This is a genomic window from Pseudomonas sp. P1_A1 (assembly GCF_056406935.1).
Genome location: NZ_JBFTZE010000002.1, coordinates 81,683 through 103,415, shown reverse-complemented (window position 1 = coordinate 103,415; position 21,733 = coordinate 81,683). Strand labels below are relative to the sequence as shown.

The window sequence follows — 21,733 nt, the reverse complement described above, 5'->3', positions numbered from 1 at the left end:
CTCAGCCCAGCAACGAAATGTCGGCGACGCCGAGGAACAACCCACGCAGACGCGCCAGCAGCGCATAGCGGTTGGCTCGCACCTTGGCGTCTTCGGCGTTGACCATCACGGCTTCGAAGAACGCATCCACTGGCTCGCGCAATGCGGCCAGACGCGCCAGCGATTCGCTGTACTGACGAGCCGCGGCCATTGGCTGCACAGCCTGGTCCGCCTGCTGGATCGCCGAATACAGCGAGAACTCATTGGCGTTGTCGAAGTACTTGGCTTCAACGACCGTCGGCACGGAGCCTTCGACTTTGCTCAGCAGGTTCGACACGCGCTTGTTCACGGCGGCCAGGGCAGCGGCTTCCGGCAATTTGCGGAACGCTTGTACCGCTTGTACACGCTGGTCGAAGTCCAGGGCCGAACCCGGCTTCAGGGCACGTACCGACAGGTAGGTCGCGACGTCCACGCCTTCGTCTTCGTAACGGGCACGCAGACGGTCGAAGATGAACTCCAGCACGGCGTCATTAAGGCCGGCAGCCTTGACCTTGGCACCGAACGCATTCACGGCGAAGGCCACGGCGTCGTTCAGGTCGAGGTCGAGCTTCTTGTCGATCAGGATCCGCAACACACCCAGCGCGGCACGGCGCAGGGCATACGGGTCCTTGCTACCGGTTGGCAGCATGCCGATACCGAAAATGCCCACCAGGGTGTCGAGCTTGTCGGCGATGGCCACGGCCGCACCGGTAAGGGTGGTCGGCAGTTCAGCGCCGGCACCGCGCGGCATGTACTGCTCGTTCAGCGCCAGGGCGACATCTTCCGGCTCGCCGTCGTTGAGGGCGTAGTAGTAACCGGCGACACCTTGCATCTCCGGGAACTCACCCACCATCTCGGTCGCCAGGTCGCACTTGGACAGCAGGCCTGCACGCGCCGCCCACGAAGCGTTACCGCCGATGCGAGCGGCAATGTAGGCCGCCAGTTTCGACACGCGCTCGGCCTTGTCGTAGACGCTGCCGAGTTTTTCCTGGAACACCACGTTCTGCAGACGCAGATTGAATTCTTCGAGTTTTTGCTTCTTGTCTTGCTTGAAGAAGAACTCGGCGTCGGTCAGGCGTGGGCGAACCACTTTCTCGTTACCGGCGATGATCTGCTGCGCATCCTTGCTTTCGATGTTGGCCACGGTAATGAAACGAGGCAGCAACTTGCCGTCGGCATCCAGCAGGCAGAAGTACTTCTGGTTGTCCTGCATGGTGGTGATCAGCGCTTCTTGCGGCACGTCGAGGAAACGTTCTTCGAACGAACACACCAGCGGCACCGGCCATTCAACCAGCGCGGTCACTTCGTCGAGCAAGGCTTGCGGAACGATCGCCGTACCTTCCTGCATGGTCGCCAGTTCATTGGTGCGCTTGCTGATCAGCTCGCGACGCTCGTTGGCGTCGGCCAGTACATAAGCAGCACGCAGATCGTTCAGGTAGTTGGCCGGCGAGGTGATGCGCACACTTTCAGGGTGGTGGAAGCGGTGACCACGGGAATCGCGGCCGGCCTTCTGGGCGAGGATGGTGCAGTCGATGACGTGGTCACCGAGCAGCATTACCAACCATTGGGTCGGACGAACGAATTCTTCCTTGCGAGCACCCCAGCGCATGCGCTTGGGGATCGGCAGGTCGTTCAGGGAATCTTCGACGATGGTTGGCATCAGGCTCGCGGTCGGCTTGCCGGCGATGCTTTGGCTGTAGCGCAGCTTCGGGCCGCTCTGATCGATTTCGCTCAGCTCTACACCGCACTTCTTGGCGAAGCCCAGGGCTGCTTGAGTCGGGTTGCCTTCGGCATCGAACGCAGCCTGGCGTGGCGGGCCGTCGAGGTTGATGCTGCGATCCGGCTGCTGGGTCGCCAGCGCGGTAATCAGCACGGCCAGACGACGCGGCGCGGCGTAGACGGTTTTGCTCTCGTAGTTCAGGCCAGCGGCTTGCAGGCCTTTGTCGATACCGGCCAGGAATGCCTCGGCCAGGGTGTTCAGGGCTTTGGGTGGCAGTTCTTCGGTGCCCAGTTCAACCAGAAAATCTTGAGCACTCATTGTGCAGCCTCCAGCTTGGCCAGTACTTCATCACGCAGGTCCGGGGTCGCCATCGGGAAGCCGAGCTTGGCGCGAGCCAGCAGGTAGGCTTGCGCAACGGAACGCGCCAGGGTGCGTACACGCAGAATGTATTGCTGACGCGCGGTCACCGAGATCGCCCGGCGCGCATCCAGCAGGTTGAAGGTGTGGGAGGCCTTCAACACCATTTCATAGCTCGGCAACGGCAGCGGCTGGTCGAGTTCGATCAGGCGCTTGGCTTCGCTTTCATAGAAGTCGAACAGTTCGAACAGCTTCTCGACGTTGGCGTGTTCGAAGTTGTAGGTCGACTGCTCCACTTCGTTCTGGTGGAACACGTCGCCGTAGGTCACCTTGCCGAACGGACCGTCAGCCCAGACCAGGTCGTAGACCGAGTCCACGCCTTGCAGGTACATGGCCAGACGCTCCAGACCGTAAGTGATCTCCCCGGTCACCGGGTAGCATTCGATGCCGCCCGCTTGCTGGAAGTAAGTGAATTGCGTCACTTCCATGCCGTTGAGCCAGACTTCCCAGCCCAGACCCCAGGCGCCCAGCGTTGGCGACTCCCAGTTGTCTTCGACGAAACGGATGTCATGCACCAGCGGGTCCAGACCCACGTGCTTGAGGGAACCCAGGTACAGTTCCTGGAAGTTGTCCGGGTTCGGCTTCAGGACTACCTGGAACTGATAGTAGTGCTGCAGACGGTTCGGGTTTTCACCGTAGCGGCCGTCAGTCGGGCGACGACTGGGCTGCACATAAGCGGCGTTCCAGGTTTCCGGGCCAATGGCGCGCAGGAACGTGGCAGTGTGGAAAGTGCCGGCGCCTACTTCCATATCGTAGGGCTGAAGTACCACACAACCTTGCTCGGCCCAGTATTGCTGGAGGGCGAGGATCAAGTCTTGGAAGGTACGCACGGCTGGCGTAGGCTGGCTCACGAAATTCACCTGTTTCTTGGGCTGCGATTTAAAGAGCGGGAGTATACCCGATTCGGTCCTGCGCACGCCCCCTGGAGCCTTATGCCACGCTGCTTTTGGTGTACCGAAGATCCGCTGTACATGGCTTATCACGATCAGGAGTGGGGCACGCCGCTACGCGATGCGCAGGGTTTGTTCGAGTTGCTTTTGCTCGAAGGGTTCCAGGCCGGGCTTTCCTGGATCACTGTATTGCGCAAGCGAGAGCGTTATCGCGAGGTGCTGTTCGGCTTCGACGTGCAGCGCGTGGCGCAGATGAGCGATGCGGAAATCGATGAACTGATGCTCGATCCGGGGATCATCCGCAATCGTCTCAAACTCAACGCAGCCCGGCGCAATGCCCAGGCCTGGCTGGAGCTGGAAGACCCGGTGGCGTTTCTCTGGTCGTTCGTCGGCGGCACGCCGGTGATCAATCATTTCAAGGATCGCAGTGAAGTGCCGGCCGTGACACCGGCCGCCATCGAGATGAGCAAAGGCCTGAAAAAAGCCGGCTTCACGTTCGTCGGCCCGACCATTTGTTACGCGCTGATGCAGGCTTCGGGCATGGTCATGGATCACACCCGTGATTGCGATCGCTACGCCACGTTGGCGAACGGCGGTTAGAATAGCCGCCTCGCGCACAGCACAAGATCAGGAGTGACCTGTGGATAAGTTTAAAGGCGCCTTGCTGGTAGGCGCTCTGCGGCTGTTTGCCCTGCTGCCATGGCGGGCAGTGCAGGCGGTGGGTTCAGCGATTGGCTGGATCATGTGGAAAACCCCCAACCGTTCCCGCGACGTGGTGCGGATCAACCTCGCCAAGTGCTTTCCGCAGATGGACCCGGCCGAACGTGAGCGTTTGGTGGGTCAAAGCCTGAAGGACATCGGCAAGTCTCTGACTGAAAGCGCCTGCGCGTGGATCTGGCCGGCCCAGCGTTCCATTGAACTGGTGCGCGAAGTCGAAGGCCTCGATGTTTTGAAAGAGGCGTTGGCGTCCGGTAAAGGCGTGGTTGGCATCACCAGCCACCTGGGCAACTGGGAAGTGTTGAACCACTTCTATTGCAGCCAGTGCAAACCGATCATTTTCTACCGCCCGCCAAAGTTGAAGGCGGTGGATGAGTTGCTGCGCAAGCAGAGGGTGCAATTGGGTAACCGGGTGGCGGCTTCCACCAAGGAAGGCATCCTCAGCGTGATCAAGGAAGTGCGCAAGGGTGGCGCGGTAGGCATTCCGGCTGACCCGGAACCGGCCGAATCCGCCGGGATCTTCGTGCCGTTCTTCGCCACTCAGGCCCTGACCAGCAAATTCGTGCCGAACATGCTCGCCGGTGGCAAAGCGGTCGGCGTGTTCCTGCATGCCCTGCGCCTGCCGGACGGTTCGGGTTACAAAGTGATTCTCGAAGCCGCGCCAGAGGCCATGTACAGCACCGATACCGAAACCTCCTGCGCGGCCATGAGCCAGGTAGTCGAGCGCTATGTGCGGGCTTATCCGAGCCAGTACATGTGGAGCATGAAGCGCTTCAAGAAGCGTCCACCGGGCGAAGCACGCTGGTATTGAGGTTGCTGTGGATAACTCCGCAGGCTGCGATCTATTGATCTTGGCCTGCGTTACCGCTGATCAGTGCGCCTGTCGCTCAAGCTTTTTCAGAAACACCGTCATCTCCTTCTCCGCCTGCTTGTCGCCATGGGCGCGGGCAGCTTCCAGACCCTGCTCCCAGGCCTGTCGCGCGGCCGCGTAATCCGCCAGCGCCAGATGGGCCTTGCCCAAAAGCTTCCAGGCTGCCGAATACTTCGGATCGAACTCGACGCAGCGCTGGAAATGCTCTGCGGCCTTGGCGTTTTCCCCAAGATCCAGATAACCCTTGCCCAGGCCGAAGCGCAGCAATGAGTTATCCACACCCTTGGCGAGCATTTTTTCCAGGGATTCGATCATCGGTGCTTCCTCAGTCAGTGATCGTTCCCACGCTTCGCGTGGGAATACAGCCCGGGACGCTCTGCGTCCCATTCAAAGCCGAACGCGGAGCGTCCGTTGAGGCATTCCCACGCAGAGCGTGGGAACGATCATCATCAGTTAGAAAAAGCTCAACCCCACATGGAACAGCTTCTCCACATCCCGAATATGCTTCTTATCCACAAGGAATAGAATCACATGGTCGCCGGTTTCGATCACGGTGTCGTCGTGGGCGATGATCACTTCTTCGTCGCGGATGATCGCGCCGATGGTGGTGCCCGGCGGCAGGCCGATGTTTTCGATGGCCTTGCCGATCACTTTGCTCGACTTCGCATCGCCGTGGGCAATCGCCTCGATAGCTTCCGCCGCGCCCCTGCGCAGTGAGTGCACGCTGACAATGTCCCCGCGCCGGACGTGGGCCAGCAAGGTGCCGATGGTCGCCAGTTGCGGACTGATGGCGATGTCGATGTCGCCGCCCTGGATCAGGTCGACGTAGGCCGGGTTGTTGATGATCGTCATCACCTTCTTTGCACCCAGGCGCTTGGCCAGCAGCGAAGACATGATGTTGGCTTCGTCGTCGTTGGTCAGGGCAAGGAAAATATCGGCGTCGGCGATGTTCTCTTCCAGCAGCAGATCCCGGTCTGAAGCACTGCCCTGCAATACCACGGTACTGTCGAGGTTGTCCGAGAGGTAGCGGCAGCGGGCCGGGTTCATCTCGATGATCTTCACCTGGTAACGGCTTTCGATGGCCTCGGCCAGGCGTTCACCGATCTGCCCGCCACCGGCGATGACGATGCGTTTGTAGCTTTCATCGAGGCGGCGCATTTCGCTCATCACTGCGCGAATGTTCGCTTTGGCGGCGATGAAAAACACTTCGTCGTCAGCCTCGATCACTGTATCGCCCTGGGGCAGGATCGGCCGGTCACGACGGAAAATCGCCGCGACGCGGGTTTCGACATTCGGCATGTGTTCGCGCAACTGGCGCAGTTGCTGGCCCACCAGCGGCCCGCCGTAGTACGCCTTGACCGCTACCAGCTGCGCTTTGCCTTCGGCGAAGTCGATCACCTGCAATGCGCCCGGATGCTGGATCAGGCGCTTGATGTAATTGGTGACTACCTGCTCCGGACTGATCAGCACGTCGACCGGAATCGCTTCGTTGTCGAACAGTTCGGCACGGGTCAGGTACGCGGCTTCGCGGACCCGGGCGATCTTGGTGGGGGTGTGAAACAGGGTGTGAGCGACCTGACAGGCGACCATGTTGGTTTCATCACTATTGGTCACGGCCACCAGCATGTCGGCGTCGTCGGCACCGGCCTGCCGCAGTACGGTTGGCAGCGAGCCGCGACCCTGCACGGTGCGGATGTCCAGCCGATCGCCAAGGTCGCGCAGGCGTTCGCCATCGGTGTCGACCACGGTGATGTCGTTGGCCTCGCTGGCCAAGTGTTCTGCCAGCGAACCGCCGACCTGCCCTGCGCCGAGGATGATGATTTTCATCCAGTCACTCCCTTAAACCCGGTTAACCGCGCGCGGCGGCAATCTTGATCAGCTTGGCGTAGTAGAACCCGTCGTGGCCGCCTTCCTGGGCCAGCAACTGGCGACCGTGGGGCTGCTTGATGCCGGCCGCTGTGGCGAGGTCCAGTTCACGGGCGCCTGGCGTGCGGGCGAGGAACGCTTCGATGACTTCGGTGTTTTCGGTCGGCAGCGTGGAACAGGTGGCGTAAAGCAGAATGCCGCCCACTTCCAGAGTTATCCACATGGCGTCGAGCAGTTCGCCCTGAAGCACCGCCAGTGCGGCGATGTCGTCCGGTTGGCGGGTCAGTTTGATATCCGGGTGACGGCGGATCACGCCGGTGGCCGAGCATGGCGCGTCGAGCAGAATGCGCTGGAACGGCTTGCCGTCCCACCAGGTGGCGGTGTCGCGGCCGTCGGCGGCGATCAGTTCGGCGCTCAGGCCCAGGCGTGCGAGGTTTTCCCGCACCCGCACCAGACGCTTGGCTTCCAGATCCACAGCCACCACGCCGGCCAGTTTGGGCTCGGCCTCAAGGATGTGGCAGGTCTTGCCGCCCGGTGCGCAGCAGGCGTCCAGCACCCGTTGGCCTGGCGCGAGGTCCAGCAGATCGGCGGCCAATTGCGCGGCTTCGTCCTGCACGCTGATCCAGCCTTCGGCGAAACCCGGCAGGCTGCGTACGTCGGCGGCGGCGTCGAGAATGATGCCGTCCCGGCTGTAAACGCAGGGCTTGGCGGCGACACCGGCGTCGCTCAGCAAGCCAAGGTAAGCGTCACGGGTGTGATGACGACGGTTGACCCGCAGAATCATTGGCGGATGCGCGTTGTTCGCTGCACAAATGGCTTCCCATTGTTCAGGCCAGAACGCCTTGAGGGATTTTTGCAGCCAGCGCGGGTGGGCGGTGCGCACCACAGGGTCGTGTTCCAGCTCGGCCAGCAGCGCTTCGCTTTCCCGTTGGGCGCGGCGCAGTACGGCGTTGAGCAAGGCTTTGGCCCACGGCTTTTTCAGTTTGTCGGCGCAACCGACGGTTTCGCCGATGGCGGCGTGGGCCGGGACGCGGGTGTAGAGCAGTTGATAAAGCCCCACCAGCAACAGCGCCTCGACATCGGCATCAGCCGCCTTGAACGGCTTTTGCAGCAATTTGGCCGCCAACGCCGACAAGCGCGGCTGCCAGCGAGCCGTGCCGAACGCCAGGTCCTGGGTGAAGCCGCGATCGCGGTCTTCGACCTTGTCCATTTGTGTCGGCAGAGAACTGTTGAGTGAGGCTTTTCCGTTAAGAACTGCAGCAAGTGCCTTGGCGGCGGCCAGACGTGGGTTCATTGAGCGTCTGCCGTTTGACCGAGGACGGTGCCGACGGCGAATTTCTCACGACGGCTGTTGAACAAGTCGCTGAAGTTCAGTGCCTTGCCGCCGGGTAATTGCAGACGGGTCAGACACAGTGCCCGTTCACCGCAGGCGACGATCAAGCCGTCCTTGCTGGCGCTGAGGATTTCTCCCGGCGTGCCCTGCCCTTCGGCCAGGCTTGCGGCCAACACTTTCAGCGCTTCGCCGTTCAGCGTGCTGTGGCAGATCGGCCATGGATTGAAGGCGCGAACCAGACGCTCCAGCTCAACCGCCGGGCGGTTCCAGTCGATGCGCGCTTCGTCCTTGTTCAATTTGTGTGCATAGGTGGCGAGGCTGTCGTCCTGCACTTCGCCTTCCAGTGTGCCCGCAGCCAGGCCGGCAATCGCCTGGATCACGGCCGGTGGGCCCATCTCTGCGAGGCGATCGTGGAGGCTGCCGCCGGTGTCTTCGGCGCTGATCGGCGTGGTGACCTTGAGCAGCATCGGCCCGGTATCGAGGCCGGCTTCCATGCGCATCACGGTCACGCCGCTTTCACTGTCGCCCGCTTCAACGGCACGCTGGATCGGCGCCGCACCGCGCCAGCGTGGCAGCAAGGAGGCGTGGCTGTTGATGCAACCCAGGCGCGGAATATCCAGCACCACTTGCGGCAGGATCAGGCCGTAGGCGACCACCACCATCAAATCCGGTTTCAGCGCGGCCAGTTCCGCCTGAGCGTCTTCGTTGCGCAGGGTTGGCGGTTGCAACACCTGGATGTTGTGCTCCAGAGCCAATTGCTTGACCGGGCTCGGCATCAGCTTCTGCCCACGGCCTGCCGGACGGTCCGGTTGGGTGTAGACCGCAACGATCTCGTAAGGACTGCCCAGCAGGGCCTTGAGGTGTTCGGCGGCGAATTCCGGGGTGCCGGCAAAGACAATGCGCAGTGGCTCAGTCATGGAAGCTCTCGATTGCAAAGCATCTTGAAAAGAAAAAGGCTTGCCGCGGCAAGCCTTTGAAAGAAGGGTATCAAGCGTTCTGGCGGTGGAGCTTTTCCAGTTTCTTCTTGATCCGGTCGCGTTTGAGCGTGGACAGGTAATCGACGAACAACTTGCCGTTGAGGTGGTCGCATTCATGCTGGATGCACACGGCGAGCAGGCCTTCGGCGATCAGTTCGTAAGGCTGGCCGTCGCGGTCCAGGGCCTTGATCCTGACCTTTTGCGGGCGATCGACGTTTTCGTAGAAGCCCGGCACCGAGAGGCAGCCTTCCTGGTACTGGCCCATCTCGTCGGTCAGGGTTTCGAACTCGGGGTTGATGAACACCCGCGGTTCGCTGCGGTCTTCGGAGAGGTCCATCACGACGATACGTTTGTGCACGTTGACCTGGGTAGCGGCGAGGCCGATGCCTGGCGCTTCATACATTGTTTCAAACATGTCATCGACCAACTGACGCACTTCGTCGTCCACTACGGCCACTGGTTTGGCGATAGTGCGCAGGCGCGAATCGGGGAATTCGAGGATGTCTAAAATGGCCATAAGCTTAATTGCTGCACGTGTGAGGTAAAGTCGGGTCGATGGCCTGGCGGGTCCGAAGATGCAGGCTACCGTTGTGAACGTAGCTTCCGGCTTTTCAATAATGAGCCGGAGGCGAGCCACGAGGGCTCTGGCGTTTCACGCGAACGTACATAATAAAGGGATTCACCGCATGAGGAAATCACTACTCGCCTTGCTCCTTCTGGCCTCGGCCGGTTTTGCGCATGGGCAAGTGCAACTCAGGGAAGGTTTTCCACAGCAATACACCGTGGTGGCAGGGGACACACTCTGGGACATTTCCGGAAAATATCTGCGTGAGCCGTGGCAGTGGCCGCAGCTTTGGCAAGCCAATCCACAGATCGAAAACCCCAATCTCATCTATCCCGGCGATACGCTGTCGCTGGTCTACGTCAACGGTCAGCCACGCCTGACCCTCAACCGCGGCGCTTCCCGGGGCACCATCAAGCTGTCGCCACGAGTCCGCAGTTCGCCGGTGGCCGACGCCATCCCGAGCATTCCGCTGAAATCGATCAACAGTTTTCTGTTGAGCAATCGCATCGTCGACAAGGTCGAGGATTTCGACAAGGCGCCCTATATCGTTGCCGGCGATGCCGAACGGGTACTCAGCGGCACCGGTGATCGAATCTTCGCGCGCGGCCATTTCGACCCGGCGCAGTCGGTCTACGGCATCTTTCGTCAGGGCAAGGTCTACATCGATCCGCAGAGCAAGGAGTTTCTGGGGATCAACGCCGACGACATCGGCGGCGGCGAAATCATTGCCACTGAAGGCGACGTCGCCACCCTGGCCCTGCAACGCACCACTCAGGAGGTGCGACTCGGCGACCGGTTGTTCAGCGGCGAAGAACGCTCGATCAATTCGACCTTCATGCCCAGTGCTCCAACCACCGACATCAATGGCCTGATCATCGATGTGCCGCGTGGGGTCACCCAGATTGGCGCGCTGGATGTCGTTACGCTGAACAAAGGGCAGCGCGATGGCCTGGCTGAGGGCAATGTACTGGTGGTGATGAAAACCGGCGAAACCGTGCGCGACCGGATCACCGGTCAGCCCTTGAAAATCCCCGACGAACGGGCTGGTCTGCTGATGGTATTCCGCACCTACGACAAGCTCAGCTACGGGCTGGTGCTCAACGCATCGCGCTCCTTGGCGGTGATGGACAAGGTGCGAAATCCTTAAGCCTGTTCACAAGTTACCAACAGAGTTATCCACAGCTTATTCCCGATTCGACGGGACCTTATAACGATCAAGGATGATCCATGTCGCTGTCTGCCTGTACGTCCGTTTCCCCTGCGGAACTGGAAGCCCGTTTACGCCTGCACCTTTTGCCCGAGCTCGGTCCGGCACGGTTCAAGAAGTTGCTTGAGGCTTTCGGTTCCGCCTCCAAAGCCATCAGCGCACCGGCCAGCGCCTGGCGCGCGTTGGGCTTGCCGCTCGCTTGTGCGCAGGCCCGGCGCTGCAGTGAAATTCGTGATGGCGCCAGCCACGCATTGGCCTGGCTAGAGCGTTCGGGCCAGCATTTACTGATGTGGGACCAACCTGACTACCCCGCGCTGCTGGCGCAAATCAGTGATGCGCCGCCGCTGTTATTCGTCGCGGGCGATCCGGGCATTCTGGAAAAACCGCAGTTGGCGATGGTCGGCAGCCGTCGCGCGTCGCGCCCGGGCATGGACACTGCAGCGGCGTTTTCCCGCAGCCTGGCCGGCGCCGGGTTTGTCATCACCAGCGGTCTGGCGCTGGGCATCGATGCCGCCGCGCATCAGGCGGCTCTGGACGTTGGTGGGCAAACGGTCGGGGTGCTTGGCACCGGGCTTGAAAATTTTTATCCACAGCGCAATCGAAGGTTGGCGGACGCCATGATCGCCTCGGGAAGCGCGGTACTTTCGGAGTTCCCACTGGACGCCGGCCCTTCCCCGAGCAACTTCCCCCGGCGCAATCGAATCATCAGCGGTTTGTCCCTTGGCGTGCTTGTGGTCGAGGCAAGTATTGCCAGCGGTTCATTGATTACCGCGAGGCTAGCGGCGGAACAGGGGCGTGAGGTGTATGCGATTCCAGGTTCGATTCACCACCCTGGCGCAAAGGGTTGCCATCAGTTGATCCGCGACGGTGCGGTGCTGGTGGAAACCATCGAACACATCCTTGAGGCCTTGCGCGGCTGGCAACGGCTGCCGTTATCCACAGAGACGCCGCAAACGACGGTGACTCATCCACTGCTCAGGTTGCTCCACGCGGCGCCCCATACCAGTGAGGCCTTGGCGGTCACCAGCGGTTGGGCGCTGTCGAAAGTATTGGCAGCGCTGACCGAGCTGGAGATGGACGGTCGGGCGGTCTGCGAGAGCGGCCGATGGTTTGCGCGGGTAAACTAGGTTTTATAAGGAAGATCGGTAAACTGCGCAGAGCCTTATTCCGGAGAGTTTTTCATGGTTAACAGTTGGCGTGTGCAACAAGCCGCACGAGAAATTCGCGCCGGGGCGGTCATTGCCTACCCAACGGAAGCTGTCTGGGGCCTGGGTTGTGACCCGTGGAATGAAGACGCGGTGGATCGGTTGCTGCTGATCAAGGGCCGGTCTGTGGATAAGGGCCTGATTCTGGTGGCCGACAATATTCGTCAGTTCGACTTCCTGTTCGAAGACTTCCCAGAGTTGTGGATGGACCGCATGGCCAGCACCTGGCCGGGCCCCAACACCTGGCTGGTGCCGCATCAGAATCTGTTGCCCCAGTGGATTACCGGTGTGCATGAAACTGTGGCATTGCGGGTCAGCGATCACCCTGTAGTGCGGGACTTGTGTGCGTTGGTCGGCCCGTTGGTGTCGACCTCGGCGAACCCTCAGGGCCGACCGGCGGCACGGACGCGGATTCGCGTGGAGCAGTATTTCCGGGGGCAGGTTGATTATGTGCTCGGTGGCCATCTGGGCGGGCGCAAGAACCCGAGTGTGATTCGCGATCTGGCCACCGGGCATGTGGTGCGCCCGGATTGAGACCGCGTCATCGTTCTTCGCGGGCAAGCCTCGCTCCAACAGGGATTGCGCATTACCCGTAGGAGCGAGGCTTGCCCGCTAAGAGGCCCTCAAGGCAACAAAACAGTCGACCCGGTGGTACGCCGCGCCGACAACTCGGTCTGCGCCTTCGCCGCTTCAGCCAGTGGATACCGCTGGCTGATGTCCACCTTCAGCTTGCCGCTGATGATCATCTCGAACAGTTCATCAGCCATGCGTTGCAGGTTTTCAGCATTGTTGGCGTAGGTCGCCAGCGTCGGCCGGGTCACGTACAGCGAACCCTTGGCCGCGAGAATCCCCAGATTCACCCCGTCGACTGCGCCTGAAGCATTACCAAAGCTCACCACCAACCCCCGAGGCGCAACGCTGTCGAGCGATGTCAGCCAGGTATCTTTGCCTACACCGTCGTACACCACCGGGACTTTTTTACCGTCAGTCAATTCCAGTACGCGTTGTGCGACGTTCTCATGGCTGTAATCGATGGTCGCCCAGGCACCATTGGCTTTTGCCAGGGCGGCTTTTTCCGCTGAACTGACCGTGCCGATCAGCTTCACCCCCAAGGCCTTGGCCCATTGGCAGGCCAGCGATCCGACGCCGCCGGCCGCGGCGTGAAACAGGATGGTTTCGCCACCCTTGAGCTCATAGGTCTGACGCAGCAGGTACTGCACGGTCAGGCCTTTGAGCATCACGCCGGCGGCTTGTTCGAAGCTGATGGCGTCCGGCAGGTGCACCAGGTTGGCTTCCGGCAAGACATGCACGTCGCTGTAGGCGCCCAACGGGCCGCTGCCGTAAGCCACGCGATCGCCAACCTTGAAGCGGGTGACTTCGCTACCGACTGCGTCGACCACGCCCGCGCCTTCGGCGCCCAGGCCCGATGGCAGGGCTGACGGCGCATAAAGGCCACTGCGGTAATAGGTGTCGATGAAGTTCAGGCCGATGGCCTTGTTAGTCACGCGTACTTGTTGCGGGCCGGGCTCGGCGGGTTGGTAATCCACGTATTCGAGCACTTCGGGGCCGCCATGGGCGCGGAACTGGATACGCTTTGCCATCTGCTCTCTCCTTAGGTCCTGGCTTCTAGAGTTGTAGCGCCAAGCGCCCTATCGAACTCCCAAGCTTGATCTTCGTCAACTGCGACGGCACAAGGTGCAGTGTTATCCTACGCAGCAATTTGCCGCCGGCCTGTATGAGCGCCGCGTAGCTTTGCCCGATTCAAGGTGATGCCATGACTACCCGCACCGAGGCCGTAAAAGCCTACCTGCTCGACCTGCAAGACCGTATTTGCGCTGCCCTGGAAGCCGAAGACGGCGGCGCGCGTTTCGTCGAAGACGCCTGGACCCGGCCTGCCGGCGGTGGCGGTCGCACCCGGGTGATTGAGAACGGCGCAGTCATCGAAAAGGGCGGCGTCAACTTTTCCCACGTGTTTGGCAGCGGTCTCCCACCGTCCGCCAGCGCCCATCGGCCGGAACTGGCCGGTCGAGGCTTCGAAGCCCTGGGCGTGTCTTTGGTGATTCACCCGCATAACCCCCATGTGCCGACGTCCCACGCCAATGTGCGCTTTTTCATCGCCGAAAAAGAAGGTGAAGAGCCGGTCTGGTGGTTCGGTGGTGGCTTTGACCTGACCCCTTATTACGGCAATGAAGAAGATTGCGTGCATTGGCACCGCGTCGCCGAACAGGCCTGCGCGCCGTTTGGCCCGGACGTTTACCCGCGCTACAAGGCCTGGTGCGACAGCTACTTCCACATCAAGCATCGTCATGAGCCACGGGGCATCGGCGGCCTGTTTTTCGATGACTTGAACGAGTGGGACTTCGATACCAGCTTCGCCTTCATGCGCGCCATCGGCGATGCGTTCATCGACGCGTACCTGCCGATCGTGCAACGCCGCAAGAATGATGCGTTCACCGCCAAACAGCGTGAGTTCCAGGAGTTTCGCCGTGGTCGTTACGTTGAATTCAACCTGGTCTATGACCGCGGCACGCTGTTCGGCCTGCAATCGGGCGGGCGTACCGAGTCGATTCTGATGTCCCTGCCACCGCAAGTACGCTGGGCCTACGACTGGAAGGCTGAGCCGGGCAGTGAGGAAGCGCGCCTGACCGAATACTTCCTGCAAGACCGCGATTGGTTGGCCAAGGCCTGAACGAGGAATTCTGATGGACCGTTACGTCGTATTCGGTAACCCGATCGGCCACAGCAAGTCGCCGCTGATCCACCGTCTGTTCGCCGAGCAGACCGGGCAGAAACTGGACTACAGCACCTTGCTGGCGCCCCTCGACGATTTTTCCGGCTGCGCGCGGGAATTTTTCCGCGAAGGCCGTGGGGCGAATGTGACAGTGCCGTTCAAGGAAGACGCCTATCGCCTGGCGAACAGCTTGACCCGGCGGGCGCAACGGGCCGGCGCGGTGAATACCCTGAGCAAACTGGCCGATGGCAGTCTGCTGGGCGACAACACCGATGGTGCCGGGCTGGTACGGGACCTGACGGTCAACGCCGGATTCAGCCTTGCGGGCAAACGCATCCTGCTTCTGGGGGCCGGTGGCGCGGTGCGCGGTGCGCTGGAGCCGCTGCTGGCGGAGCAACCGGCGTCGGTGATCATTGCCAACCGCACCGTGGAAAAAGCCGAATTGCTGGCGCAATTGTTTGCCGATCTGGGGCCGGTGTCGGCCAGCGGTTTCGATTGGTTGCGCGAGCCGGTAGACCTGATCATCAATGCCACGTCTGCCAGTTTGTCCGGCGATGTACCACCGATTGCCGGCAGTTTGATCGAGCCGGGCAAGACGGTTTGCTACGACATGATGTACGGCAAGGACCCAACCTCGTTCTGCCGTTGGGCCAGTGAACATGGGGCGGCTGTGTCGATGGATGGCTTGGGCATGTTGGCCGAGCAGGCGGCGGAAGCTTTCTATCTGTGGCGCGGTGTGCGCCCGGATACGGCGCCGGTGCTGGCGGAGTTGCGGCGACAGTTGACGCTTTAAGGTCAAAAGATCGCAGCCTTCGGCAGCTCCTACGCGGGATTGGCGTTCACTCTGTAGGAGCCGCCGAAGGCTGCGATCTTTTCAATCCTCAAACCGGATCGGGCATTTCTCCGCGCCTTCGAGCTTCCTCAATTCCTCCACCACCTGCGGTCGTGCCTGCCGCAGAGTCAGGCTGCGATCCTGGCGCAGCAGCCGTCGCGCTTCCTGGTGCAGCATTTCCACCCCGGAATAGTCGATGAAGTTGATCTGCTGCGCCTCGATCACCACTCGTGGGCCGTGCATCCGTTGCAGGCGCACTTGCAGGTAATGGCTGGCGCCGAAAAAGATCGAACCGCCGACCCTCAGAATGTCTTCGTCGCCATCACGCCAGTGCTGTACCCGTGGCTGCGAGGTGCGTTTGAGGTAGAAGAACAGCGACGCCAGCACCCCGGCGTAGATCGCTGTTTGCAACTCCAGCAACAGCGTGGCGACACAGGTCAGCGCCATGACCAGGAACTCGGCATGGCTGACCCGCAACAACGCACGAATGCCGCGATGATCCACCAATCCCCAAGCGATCAAAAGGATGCTGCCAGCCATGGCCGGGATCGGGATGTGCGCAATCAATGCCGCACCGAAGATCGCGAACAGCGCCACCCACAGCGCCGAAAAAACGCCGGCCAGCGGTGAACAGGCCCCGGCATCGTAGCTCAGGCCCGAGCGAGTGAAGGAACCGGCGGACAGCGAGCCGGAAAAAAACGCACCGACCATGTTCGAGAAACCCTGGGCGCGAACTTCCTGATTGGCATCGAGCAACTGCTGCGAGCGGGCCGACAGGGAACGGGCAATCGACAAGCTCGTCACCAGCCCGAGCATGCCGACCGCCACCGCACTGGGCAGCAGGCGCAGTATCAGGTCCAGATCCAGCGGCAGCGGGCTAAAGGGCGGCAGCCGCCCGACAAACGCGCTGACCAGCTTCACATGACCGAACATCGCTGGCCACAGCCACACCAGCAAGCCGCTCAGGGCCAGAGCGATCAACAGCGTCGGCCAGCGCGGCACCAGCAGTTTCAGTACAATACCAACCGCGACCGTGGCCAGGCCCAGCAGCAGCGAGGGTTTGTCCACTTCGCCGAGATGATTGAGCAGCATTATCAAGCTGTTGAGCGCCGTGGCCTGGTTGGGCACGTCCAGCCCCAGCAGGTTCGGCAGTTGCCCGATGGCAATCACCACCGCCGCGCCGAGGGTGAAGCCCAGCACCACCGAGTGAGAGACGAAGTTCACCAGGGCGCCGAACCGCAGCAAACCCAGCAACCACTGGAAAATGCCCGCAAGGAAGGTCAGAAGCAGGATCAGCGTGACGTAGTCCTGCGATGCAGGGACGGCCAGAGGACTGACGCTGGCATACAGGACGATGGAAATGGCCGCCGTAGGGCCGCAGATCAAATGCCACGACGAACCCCAGAGGCAGGCAATCAGCACCGGGATGATGGCGGCGTACAAGCCGTATTCCGGTGGGAGGCCGGCGATCAGGGCGTAGGCAATCGATTGTGGTAACGCGAGAATCGCGCCGCTCAGGCCGACGATCAGGTCACGACCGACGCTGGTGCGGGTTTGCCGGGGCAACCAGGTCAGGAAGGGAAAGAGTGAATGGCGGCTGGGGAAGGCCATGGGTCCTCTCGGTACGGGGTAAATCGTCAGGGTAAAGCATTGGCTCGTAGTGGGCAGATCATTGTGGCGAGGGAGCAAGCTCCCTCGCCACAGGGGAACCTTACAGCTTGGCTTTGATCGCCGGCAGAGCATCCTTGCCGTCAACGGTCTTCACGCCCTCCAGCCATTTATCCAGCACCACCGGATTGGCCTTGATCCACGCCTTGGCCGCGTCGGCGTTGCTGACCTTCTTGTTCACCACTTCGGCCATGATGCTGTTCTCCATTTCCTGGGTAAAACTCAGGTTGGTAAGCAGCTTGCCGACGTTCGGGCAGGCCTGTGCATAACCTTTGCGGGTCAGTGTATAAACGCTGCCGGTGTCACCGAAATACTTCTCGCCGCCCTTCAGGTAATGCATTTTCAACTGCACGTTCATCGGGTGTGGCGTCCAGCCGAGGAAGGTCACGAACTTCTGTTTCTTCACCGCGCGGGACACTTCGGCCAGCATCGCCTGCTCGCTGGACTCGACCAGTTTCCACTGGCCCATGTCGAAGTCGTTCTTCTTGATGATTTCTTGCAGCGAAATGTTCGCCGGCGCGCCGGAGCCGATGCCATAGATCTTCTTGTCGACTTCTTTTGGGTGTAGCTCGGCGTACTTGTTCAAGTCATTAAAGTTATGCACACCCGCGTCCCAGACGTAATCCGGGACCGCCAGGGTGAACTCGGTGCCGTCGAGGTTCTTCGCCAGCTGCGTGACGTCGCCGTTGGCCACGAACTTGTCATAAAAGCCTTGCTGCGCCGGCATCCAGTTGCCGAGGAATACGTCCACCTGGCCATCCTTCAGACCGCCAAAGGTGATCGGCACCGCCAGCGTGTCGACCTTGGCCTTGTAGCCCATGCCGTCCAGCAGAAAACCGGTGATGGCGTTGGTGGCGGCGATGTCGCTCCAGCCAGGGTCGGCCATCTTCACCGTTTCGCAGCTTTGCTCGGCGTAGGCCGAGGTGCTGCCCAGAGCCAGAAGCCCGACTGTCAGTACTGTGGATAACTTTTGCATGGACGTCCCCTTAACATTATTGGTTTTGGCAGGGTTGTGGATAACGGGCTTTACGCTCCAGATCGTCGAGGTCGATGTGGTTGCGCATGTACTGCTGACTGGCGTCCACCAGCGGCTGGTGATCCCAGCTCTTCAGCTTGCCGATGGTCAGGGCGTCGGCGACGAAACGCCGGCGTCGCTGACTGGCGAGCACCTGTTGGCGGATCGCCGGGATATTCCATTTGGCCCGTGCTTCGACGAGAAAATCCTCGAACAGCTGACGATGTTGCGGCGAATGGCTGAGTTCTTCCTGTTCACGCGGGTCGTTGTGCACGTCGAAGAGCAGGCAAGGGTCGTCTTCGCTGTAGATGAATTTGTAGGCGCCGCGCCGAATCATCATCAACGGGCTGATGGTGCCTTCGGCCATGTATTCGCCGAACACCTCGTCGTGACCGCCCTGCCCTTGCAGATGCGACATCAGGGAGCGGCCGTCCAGCGGCAGGCCTGGCTCCAATGAGCCGCCGGCCAATTCCACAAAGGTTGGCAGCAGGTCGGCGGTGGAGACCGCCGCACTCACGCGGCCGGCGCCGAATTGCCCCGGCGCACTGATCAGCAGCGGTACGCGGGCGGCCATTTCGTACCAGTGCATCTTGTACCAGAGGCCGCGCTCGCCGAGCATGTCGCCGTGGTCACCGGAGAACACGATGATGGTGTCATCGATCAGCCCGGTTTCCTCGAGTGTTTGCAGGAGTTTGCCGACGTTGCTGTCGATATAGCTGCACGCACCGAAGTAGGCACGGCGCGCGTCGCGAATCTTATCCACAGGCAGCGGCTTGTCCCACAGGTCATAGACTTTGAGCAGGCGCTGGGAGTGAGGATCGAGTTCATCCTGTGCGGGTGTTTCCGGCAAAGGGATGTCGGCGTCGTCGTACAGATCCCAGAACGCCTTGGGAATCGTGTACGGGTCGTGTGGGTGAGTCATCGACACGGTCAGGCAGAACGGCTGATCGCCATCCTCGCGGATGTGATCGAACAGGTATTGCTGGGCCTTGAACACCACCTCTTCGTCGAAATCCAGCTGATTGGTGCGCACGCAGGGCCCGGCTTGCAGCACCGACGACATGTTGTGGTACCAGGTCGGCCGCACGTCCGGCTCGTCCCAGTTCACCGCCCAACCGTAGTCGGCCGGGTAGATGTCACTGGTCAGGCGTTCTTCATAGCCGTGCAGCTGGTCCGGGCCACAGAAGTGCATCTTGCCCGACAGCGCGGTGCGGTAACCGAGGCGCCGCAGATAGTGGGCATAGGTCGGAACGTCGGCGGGGAAATCGGCCGCGTTGTCGTAGGCGCCGATCTTGCTCGGCAACTGACCGCTGACCAGGGTGAAACGTGACGGTGCGCAGAGCGGGCTGTTGCAGTACGCGGCGTCGAACACCACACCATCGGCGGCGAGGCGACTCAGATTCGGCAGCTTGATGGGCGAAGGGCCGTAGAACGGCAACATTGGCGCGGCCATTTGATCGGCCATGATGAAAAGAATATTTTTGCGCTTCATGTGATCGCGGCATTCCATAGTGGATATTTATGCGAGAGTGCTGTGATCGAGCATGCAACCCATGGAATTTGTGGTAAAGCCCATGCCAGGCAATGACTAGGATAAGCACAGCTTATGTATGACGCCCTCGGTGATTTGTCTCTGGACCTGATGCGCGCCTTTGAAGCCGCGGCCCGCCAGCGCAGTTTCACTGCCGCTGCAGTGGAGCTCGGCACCACGCAACCGGCCATCAGTCAGCAGATCAAACGATTGGAAGAGCAGCTCGCTACACGATTGTTCGACCGCATTTATCGCGGTATCGAATTGACCGAGGCTGGCGCGATTCTATTTGAGCAAGTTCAGCTCGGTTTACAGAATATCGACGCCGGATTGAGCGCAATCAGTGCACAGCAGCAACACGAAGTGTTGCAGGTGGCCACCGACTTCGCCTTCGCCGCGTACTGGCTGATGCCGCGGCTGCACCGCTTCCATACCGCCAATCCTCAAGTGGACGTCAGCCTGGTTACCAGTGAGCGCAGCCACAACATGCTGCGCACTGATATCGATGTGGCGGTGCTGTTCGGCGATGGCAGGTTCAAGCAAGGCGAGAGCCACTGGCTGTTCAGCGAAGAGGTGTTTCCGGTGTGCAGCCCGCTGCTCTTGAAGGATCGTCCCCTGCCCTTGCCGGCTCAGTCATTGCTGGAGTTTCCACTGCTGCACTTGCGAGGCGAACACAGCAGCAACTGGTTCGACTGGAGCGGTGTGTTTCGCGAACTGGGGATCACGTCGGCGCCAGCCCCGGGGCAACTGCGCTTCGACAATTACACCTTGCTGATTCAGGCGGCGATTGGCGGCCAGGGCGTTGCGATCGGTTGGCGGCACCTTGTGGATAACTTGCTGGCGCAAGGTCTGTTGTGTCGGCCGATTGCCGAGACGGTGATTTCCAGGCTGGGTTATTACGTGGTCCTGCCCCAGCGCAAACGGCGCGGGGCGTTGATTCAAACATTTGTGGACTGGTTGATGGCGGAACAGGCCAGCAGTGCGCAATCGCTTAATGGCCTTCCTTTGCCATCGATTGCGGTATGAGGGCTTTACGGTTCCGAAGTCGCGACAAAATTCACATGCTGACCAACATGCAAATTCAGCCATAACTCATCGGCAATCCCGACGGCAACTCGGTTCAGCCGTTCCAGCGGTTCGGCCAGGCCAGGTTCCAGGCTCGTGCTGACGTGACTGAAATGCTCGATGGACAGTCCTGGTACGCCGCGTGGGGCATTCACCAGGGTCCAGTGCAATGGGCTGCTTTGTAGCGCCTCGCGGATTTCTTCAGCGGCGTGGCGTTGCAGTTCGTCTTCTATCTCCGGATCGTCCAGCACCTCGAAATCACCTACCACAAACAATCGCGCGATGCCCGCGGCCTGCATGCCGTCGATCAGTGCATCCACTGCCAGCACCTGCTCGACCGGGCCGGGCACGATGGATTTTTCGATGTGTTCGCTGTTCATCGGCAACCCCGGCGCATCCAGCAGGCAGATCACCGCCGAACAGCCGGCCACGCTTTGCTTGACCCGCTTGGCATCGAACAGATTGCCGGCCTTGGTGCGCAATCCGGGGCGTGGCGCGAGTGCCGTCAGGTCATCGAGGATCGCGATCACTTCATGTTGGCGCCGCAGCATTTCCGCCATCAGCGCACTGCCCAGGCTACTCATGGCACCATAAAGCACTACCTTCACTACCGGGGTTTCGGCGTTTTTCATGGCTGTGCTCCGAATGTCCTGCCTATATAGGGTGAGACCTGCAGGGAACGGTGTGGGTTCGACCAGGTATAAAGAGGTTTCAGATGCAACAGATCAAGGGCTACCACGCCCATGTCTATTTCGACGCCAGCACGCTCGCGCAGGCACGGGCCTTGTGTGAGCAGGCCGCGCAATTGTTTCCGCTGAAGATGGGCCGTGTGCACGAGCGCCCGGTCGGCCCGCACCCGGACTGGAGCTGCCAATTGGCTTTCGAGCCGCAATACCTTGGCGAGGTGTTGCCGTGGCTGGCGCTCAATCGCAAGGGGTTGGTGGTGTTCCTGCACCCGGACACCGGCAACGATCTGCTCGATCACACCGAACATGCGATCTGGATGGGGGCGATCCGGCCGCTGGACCTGTCTGTTTTCTGATCAGCGTTGTTCTTCGGCCTCGCCGGACGGCAAATCGAGCAATGACAGTGGGCGATATCCTGC

The 21,733-nt window shown here is 60.9% G+C and carries 21 protein-coding genes; 9 read left to right on the top strand and 12 right to left on the bottom strand.

Features of this window, described 5'->3' with window-relative positions:
- Position 1 precedes the first annotated feature (1 nt).
- Together glyS and glyQ are read right to left on the bottom strand one after the other, a co-directional pair.
- A complete protein-coding gene (gene glyS / locus AC1D2Q_RS03385; protein ID WP_477812260.1) occupies positions 2-2,056 on the bottom strand; it encodes a glycine--tRNA ligase subunit beta in 2,055 nt (684 codons plus the stop codon).
- Entirely contained in the window at positions 2,053-3,006 is a 954-nt protein-coding gene (glyQ, locus tag AC1D2Q_RS03380) for a glycine--tRNA ligase subunit alpha (protein ID WP_003213601.1), read from the bottom strand. The genes glyS and glyQ overlap by 4 nt, the downstream gene beginning before the upstream one ends.
- An 81-nt stretch (positions 3,007-3,087) precedes the next feature.
- Here glyQ and tag point away from each other — a divergent pair, with 81 nt between their 5' ends.
- Both tag and AC1D2Q_RS03370 read left to right on the top strand, forming a co-directional pair.
- Entirely contained in the window at positions 3,088-3,645 is a 558-nt protein-coding gene (gene tag, locus AC1D2Q_RS03375; protein WP_019651237.1) for a DNA-3-methyladenine glycosylase I, read from the top strand.
- A gap of 40 nt (positions 3,646-3,685) precedes the next feature.
- Positions 3,686-4,573, top strand: a complete 888-nt coding sequence (locus tag AC1D2Q_RS03370) for a lysophospholipid acyltransferase (RefSeq protein ID WP_019580330.1) — start codon at positions 3,686-3,688, stop codon at positions 4,571-4,573.
- Positions 4,574-4,633: 60 nt separating this feature from the next.
- Here the strand turns inward: AC1D2Q_RS03370 and AC1D2Q_RS03365 are convergent, their stop codons facing one another.
- The 5 genes from AC1D2Q_RS03365 to def form a co-directional block, all read right to left on the bottom strand.
- On the bottom strand, positions 4,634-4,948 hold the full coding sequence (locus AC1D2Q_RS03365) for a tetratricopeptide repeat protein (protein WP_018927310.1): 315 nt from the start codon (positions 4,946-4,948) through the stop codon (positions 4,634-4,636).
- Positions 4,949-5,086: 138 nt separating this feature from the next.
- Entirely contained in the window at positions 5,087-6,460 is a 1,374-nt protein-coding gene (trkA, locus tag AC1D2Q_RS03360) for a Trk system potassium transporter TrkA (RefSeq protein ID WP_018927309.1), read from the bottom strand.
- A 22-nt stretch (positions 6,461-6,482) separates the two neighbouring features.
- Positions 6,483-7,793: a 16S rRNA (cytosine(967)-C(5))-methyltransferase RsmB gene (gene rsmB, locus AC1D2Q_RS03355; protein WP_477812259.1), complete on the bottom strand. Its 1,311-nt coding sequence runs from the start codon at positions 7,791-7,793 to the stop codon at positions 6,483-6,485.
- The gene (gene fmt, locus AC1D2Q_RS03350; RefSeq protein WP_477812258.1) at positions 7,790-8,749 is read right to left on the bottom strand and encodes a methionyl-tRNA formyltransferase; all 960 of its coding nucleotides are present in this window, start codon (positions 8,747-8,749) and stop codon (positions 7,790-7,792) included. Before fmt ends, rsmB begins: the two co-directional genes overlap by 4 nt.
- Before the next feature lie 70 nt (positions 8,750-8,819).
- A complete protein-coding gene (gene def / locus AC1D2Q_RS03345) occupies positions 8,820-9,326 on the bottom strand; it encodes a peptide deformylase (protein ID WP_105342607.1) in 507 nt (168 codons plus the stop codon).
- 169 nt (positions 9,327-9,495) lie between these two features.
- On the opposite strand from def, the gene AC1D2Q_RS03340 reads away from it, so the two are divergent.
- The 3 genes from AC1D2Q_RS03340 to tsaC all read left to right on the top strand — a co-directional run bounded on the left by AC1D2Q_RS03340 (position 9,496) and on the right by tsaC (position 12,320).
- Entirely contained in the window at positions 9,496-10,521 is a 1,026-nt protein-coding gene (locus tag AC1D2Q_RS03340; RefSeq protein WP_477812257.1) for a LysM peptidoglycan-binding domain-containing protein, read from the top strand.
- 80 nt (positions 10,522-10,601) lie between these two features.
- Positions 10,602-11,708 carry a DNA-processing protein DprA gene (gene dprA / locus AC1D2Q_RS03335; RefSeq protein WP_477812256.1) on the top strand — a complete coding sequence of 369 codons (1,107 nt, stop codon included), beginning with the start codon at positions 10,602-10,604 and terminating at the stop codon, positions 11,706-11,708.
- Positions 11,709-11,762: 54 nt separating this feature from the next.
- Positions 11,763-12,320 carry an L-threonylcarbamoyladenylate synthase type 1 TsaC gene (gene tsaC, locus AC1D2Q_RS03330; RefSeq protein ID WP_105342615.1) on the top strand — a complete coding sequence of 186 codons (558 nt, stop codon included), beginning with the start codon at positions 11,763-11,765 and terminating at the stop codon, positions 12,318-12,320.
- Between the two features lie 89 nt (positions 12,321-12,409).
- On the opposite strand, the gene AC1D2Q_RS03325 is transcribed toward tsaC, so the two are convergent.
- Positions 12,410-13,387, bottom strand: a complete 978-nt coding sequence (locus AC1D2Q_RS03325) for an NADPH:quinone reductase (protein WP_477812255.1) — start codon at positions 13,385-13,387, stop codon at positions 12,410-12,412.
- Between the two features lie 173 nt (positions 13,388-13,560).
- Between AC1D2Q_RS03325 and hemF the strand changes: the two genes are divergently transcribed.
- Both hemF and aroE read left to right on the top strand, forming a co-directional pair.
- Positions 13,561-14,475, top strand: coding sequence for an oxygen-dependent coproporphyrinogen oxidase (gene hemF / locus AC1D2Q_RS03320; RefSeq protein WP_007902928.1), 915 nt, complete (start codon positions 13,561-13,563; stop codon positions 14,473-14,475).
- A 13-nt stretch (positions 14,476-14,488) separates the two neighbouring features.
- A complete protein-coding gene (aroE, locus tag AC1D2Q_RS03315; protein WP_477812254.1) occupies positions 14,489-15,310 on the top strand; it encodes a shikimate dehydrogenase in 822 nt (273 codons plus the stop codon).
- A gap of 81 nt (positions 15,311-15,391) precedes the next feature.
- On the opposite strand, the gene AC1D2Q_RS03310 is transcribed toward aroE, so the two are convergent.
- From AC1D2Q_RS03310 to betC, 3 genes are all read right to left on the bottom strand, one after another.
- Positions 15,392-16,960 (bottom strand): SulP family inorganic anion transporter, encoded by a 1,569-nt coding sequence (locus AC1D2Q_RS03310; protein ID WP_477812253.1) that lies wholly within the window; start codon positions 16,958-16,960, stop codon positions 15,392-15,394.
- A gap of 100 nt (positions 16,961-17,060) precedes the next feature.
- Positions 17,061-17,993 carry a choline ABC transporter substrate-binding protein gene (gene choX / locus AC1D2Q_RS03305; protein ID WP_477812252.1) on the bottom strand — a complete coding sequence of 311 codons (933 nt, stop codon included), beginning with the start codon at positions 17,991-17,993 and terminating at the stop codon, positions 17,061-17,063.
- 16 nt (positions 17,994-18,009) lie between these two features.
- Positions 18,010-19,524 (bottom strand): choline-sulfatase, encoded by a 1,515-nt coding sequence (betC, locus tag AC1D2Q_RS03300; RefSeq protein ID WP_477812251.1) that lies wholly within the window; start codon positions 19,522-19,524, stop codon positions 18,010-18,012.
- A gap of 114 nt (positions 19,525-19,638) precedes the next feature.
- Here betC and AC1D2Q_RS03295 point away from each other — a divergent pair, with 114 nt between their 5' ends.
- Complete coding sequence (locus AC1D2Q_RS03295; RefSeq protein WP_477812250.1) at positions 19,639-20,589, top strand: choline sulfate utilization transcriptional regulator; 951 nt, start codon at positions 19,639-19,641, stop codon at positions 20,587-20,589.
- A 5-nt stretch (positions 20,590-20,594) separates the two neighbouring features.
- On the opposite strand, the gene AC1D2Q_RS03290 is transcribed toward AC1D2Q_RS03295, so the two are convergent.
- Positions 20,595-21,260, bottom strand: a complete 666-nt coding sequence (locus AC1D2Q_RS03290) for an NAD(P)-dependent oxidoreductase (RefSeq protein ID WP_018927296.1) — start codon at positions 21,258-21,260, stop codon at positions 20,595-20,597.
- Between the two features lie 83 nt (positions 21,261-21,343).
- Between AC1D2Q_RS03290 and AC1D2Q_RS03285 the strand changes: the two genes are divergently transcribed.
- Positions 21,344-21,670 (top strand): DOPA 4,5-dioxygenase family protein, encoded by a 327-nt coding sequence (locus AC1D2Q_RS03285; RefSeq protein ID WP_477746033.1) that lies wholly within the window; start codon positions 21,344-21,346, stop codon positions 21,668-21,670.
- Positions 21,671-21,733: the final 63 nt, after the last annotated feature.

Bases quoted from the DNA above. Each gene is read 5' to 3' on its own strand.
- glyS (WP_477812260.1), bottom strand. From the start codon at position 2,056: ATGAGTGCTCAAGATTTTCTGGTTGAACTGGGCACCGAAGAACTGCCA.
- tag (WP_019651237.1), top strand. From the start codon at position 3,088: ATGCCACGCTGCTTTTGGTGTACCGAAGATCCGCTGTACATGGCTTAT.
- AC1D2Q_RS03365 (WP_018927310.1), bottom strand. From the start codon at position 4,948: ATGATCGAATCCCTGGAAAAAATGCTCGCCAAGGGTGTGGATAACTCA.
- trkA (WP_018927309.1), bottom strand. From the start codon at position 6,460: ATGAAAATCATCATCCTCGGCGCAGGGCAGGTCGGCGGTTCGCTGGCA.
- rsmB (WP_477812259.1), bottom strand. From the start codon at position 7,793: ATGAACCCACGTCTGGCCGCCGCCAAGGCACTTGCTGCAGTTCTTAAC.
- fmt (WP_477812258.1), bottom strand. From the start codon at position 8,749: ATGACTGAGCCACTGCGCATTGTCTTTGCCGGCACCCCGGAATTCGCC.
- def (WP_105342607.1), bottom strand. From the start codon at position 9,326: ATGGCCATTTTAGACATCCTCGAATTCCCCGATTCGCGCCTGCGCACT.
- AC1D2Q_RS03340 (WP_477812257.1), top strand. From the start codon at position 9,496: ATGAGGAAATCACTACTCGCCTTGCTCCTTCTGGCCTCGGCCGGTTTT.
- dprA (WP_477812256.1), top strand. From the start codon at position 10,602: ATGTCGCTGTCTGCCTGTACGTCCGTTTCCCCTGCGGAACTGGAAGCC.
- tsaC (WP_105342615.1), top strand. From the start codon at position 11,763: ATGGTTAACAGTTGGCGTGTGCAACAAGCCGCACGAGAAATTCGCGCC.
- AC1D2Q_RS03325 (WP_477812255.1), bottom strand. From the start codon at position 13,387: ATGGCAAAGCGTATCCAGTTCCGCGCCCATGGCGGCCCCGAAGTGCTC.
- hemF (WP_007902928.1), top strand. From the start codon at position 13,561: ATGACTACCCGCACCGAGGCCGTAAAAGCCTACCTGCTCGACCTGCAA.
- aroE (WP_477812254.1), top strand. From the start codon at position 14,489: ATGGACCGTTACGTCGTATTCGGTAACCCGATCGGCCACAGCAAGTCG.
- AC1D2Q_RS03310 (WP_477812253.1), bottom strand. From the start codon at position 16,960: ATGGCCTTCCCCAGCCGCCATTCACTCTTTCCCTTCCTGACCTGGTTG.
- choX (WP_477812252.1), bottom strand. From the start codon at position 17,993: ATGCAAAAGTTATCCACAGTACTGACAGTCGGGCTTCTGGCTCTGGGC.
- betC (WP_477812251.1), bottom strand. From the start codon at position 19,524: ATGAAGCGCAAAAATATTCTTTTCATCATGGCCGATCAAATGGCCGCG.
- AC1D2Q_RS03295 (WP_477812250.1), top strand. From the start codon at position 19,639: ATGTATGACGCCCTCGGTGATTTGTCTCTGGACCTGATGCGCGCCTTT.
- AC1D2Q_RS03290 (WP_018927296.1), bottom strand. From the start codon at position 21,260: ATGAAAAACGCCGAAACCCCGGTAGTGAAGGTAGTGCTTTATGGTGCC.
- AC1D2Q_RS03285 (WP_477746033.1), top strand. From the start codon at position 21,344: ATGCAACAGATCAAGGGCTACCACGCCCATGTCTATTTCGACGCCAGC.